Consider the following 2,853-nt stretch of genomic DNA (forward strand, 5'->3'; position numbering starts at 1 on the left):
CCTTCTGGGCTTCGAACCCAGGGACGCGGGTTCGATTCCCGCTGGGTCCGTTTTTGAGATTTTAAAAAAAGATTATTGCAGTCTGATCTTCTTTGCAGTGACATTACCGACGAAGAAAGATACTGACGTTTCATTTCCTGCTGGTGGCGCATCTGGGGCGGCGGCCCTGACCCGTATCCAGTACTGTGCCGCCGGACGGTCACGGACATCAAGCACTGCCTCTTCCTGTCTCAGGCCCTTTGCCCTTGGTGTCACTGTTCCAAAATCGATCCAGGTTCTCTTCTCGTCGATGGAGTAGAAGAGTTTCTGCGTGGCTGTCTGGTTGCCGGTGTAGTTGAGGTTCCATTTCATCCGCAGGAAGTCGGTGATCGATCCTGAGCCGACACGGGAGGGTTCACCGACCCAGAGGTACGAGGTGTTAATGCCGGTGTTATTCATGCTAGGGAGAGCGGTGATAAAGGTTTTCGGGAAGTCGAGGGTTTCATTACCGTTGTCGAAGGAGATCGTCGAGCCCTGACCGAAGATGTTGATGTTCCCGTCCATGAGCACCTTGAGGGTGTAGTTGGCCGTCCAGGTCTGGTTCAGGTGGATCGTGCCGATGTCGAAGTGGAGGTTGTGGTCGTCGTTCCAGTTGGTAGTCTGGTCCTCCGTGTAGGGGTACGATGGATTATGGGGAGGGACATATGGAGGAGTGCTGTTATCGATCCAGGTGCTGATATTGGTGGATTTTCCGGGGATGTGGAGGTAGGTAAAGACCGCGTCACCGTCCATAATCTCGCTGTTCACTTCCACGTCCTTGAAGGAGATGTCCATCTTGGTGTTCACGCCGGCCTCGGTCTTGAGTTCGCCGGCGATGGCCGTATAGATGGCACCGATATTTGCGGCACTTCCATCATAGTATTTCCCGCCCGTGGACTCGGCAAGTTTTTGCAGGGTCTTTTTGCCGTCATCTGAGATGGTGTCCGCATACCCGATTGAGTATATCTTAATATTGTGATTTTTGGCATAGACAGAGAGATCCTGCTCTTCATCGAAGAGGTCAGTAAAACGATAATACTTCTGGGTGAGGTCCCCAAAATCCTCGGGATCACGAGTTGGAACCCAAACATCTTCATAATGCCAACTGAATAAACCGTCCCAAACCTCTTTTTTGTCCCAATAACCGGCGGCATCGCCCCGTGCCAGGGGGTCGCCATACCAGTTGTAGTCCCCATCCGAAAGGACGATGATCGCTTTGATGGCATCTGGATCAGGATTTGAACTTCCAGAACCATTAAGTTCTTTTATTGACTTATACAGTCCCGCACGCATGGGGGTCCCTGAGTCCGGGACAATATTGTCGAGTTCTGTTTTCACCGAAGGGAAAACATCGGTGAGATTCAGGTCGACGGTCGCATAGTCGAGATATTTTTTGGGAGTATGGTAGGCGTTGTCGATATATCTGTCAGGATTATCAAAAGAAGATTCTCCAGGTTTATTGATCCGATGCCATGAACCTGTATTTCTCCCGAAGGTGACAAGCCCCACCTTATCTTTCGTGGTCATCCTGTCGACAAACTTCTTTGCCGCCTCCCTCACCGAGTGCATGCGGTCGGGTTTATCGTAGAGCATACTTCCCGACCGGTCTATCGCCAGCACCACATCGATCGGGTCGGGCTGAAGAGCATAACCGTCTCCCCTGAGACTGACGGTGACGTTCACCGTCTGGTTCACCGTGACAGTCTCATTGTCGACCGCAGTGGACACAGAGAGGTAGGGATAGTTCTTCCAGGTGAGAGTGAGGTCTTCGACGTCGTCACCCCAATTGGCCGTGACTTTGCAGGTGCCAGTCGCCGAAGCTTTGTTTTTGCGGTCTTGAACAAAGGCACCGGGCCTGAAATGCACAATCGCAGAGCCGTTCTTGTTCGTGACCGCCGACTTCTCCACCAGTTCGGGTGGTGCCGTGGCAGTATACCCTGCCGTATTGATGTCAGAGAGGGAAAACGTGACCGTCTGCCCCTTGACAGGGTTACCCTTCACATCCACGACCTTCGCCCTGATCTCGGCAGTCGTGTTCTTCACGTCGCGGCTCGGCATAGTCTGCGGAGAGGCGGTGAGGATCATGTCAACAGGATCTGTACTCGTGAACTCGACAGTCTGCGAACAGGTCACCGAAGAGTTGTCCGCCGAGGTTGCCGTGATCGTCACCTTCCCGATCTTATCCTTCGGCCCGTAGGTGAACATGACCAGACCGTTGTCATTGGAACGGAGAGTCTTCTCCTCACCGGGGAGGGAGGTACTCACATGCACCGACCGGTTGACCGACGGGTTACCGTCAGCATCCATCAGTGTGCAGGTGATGGTGAACGTACTCTTGCCGTCTGCATAAACCCATGGAAGGGGCGTGCCGTCTGGAGAGACAGCACAGGTGATCGAAGCGGGAGGAGCGTCACTGAGACCATAGAATGTGAAATATGCATCGGGGATCGGAGATGGCAGGTCTACGAATACGATGTTCTCCCCGGCTTTTCTCGCAAGCCGGAGGGTCACCGTCACATTCCCCTCCCCATCTACCGGGCAGACAGCGGTATCACCGGTTACACTGCCGTCGACAAGGAAGACAGCGGAGTCTCCCGGAGACCCGACAGAGAAGGTAACCGACTCGGCATCCCTGCCCTCCGCCACTTCCCGCCGGTTATCGATCCGGTTGCCGTAGTAGTCCACCATTGCAAGGACGATTGGCACCTCTGATCCTACCGTCGCCTCGCTCCTGTAGTCCGTGAGAGCAAGTCTGTATGGCCCCGCATGGTCGACCTTCGGGACGACTGTCGTCTCCGCCACCACCGCACCGGTTGCATTCAGCGCCTTCGCCGT

The 2,853-nt window shown here is 54.3% G+C and carries 1 protein-coding gene; it reads right to left on the minus strand.

Features of this window, described 5'->3' with window-relative positions:
- Positions 1-72 precede the first annotated feature (72 nt).
- Positions 73-2,853: Ig-like domain-containing protein (locus Q0520_RS03625; RefSeq protein ID WP_298666723.1), on the minus strand; the 2,781-nt coding region annotated here is incomplete at its 5' end.

The sequence above is a fragment of the uncultured Methanofollis sp. genome (genome assembly GCF_937919355.1).
In the GTDB taxonomy this organism is placed as follows: domain Archaea; phylum Halobacteriota; class Methanomicrobia; order Methanomicrobiales; family Methanofollaceae; genus Methanofollis.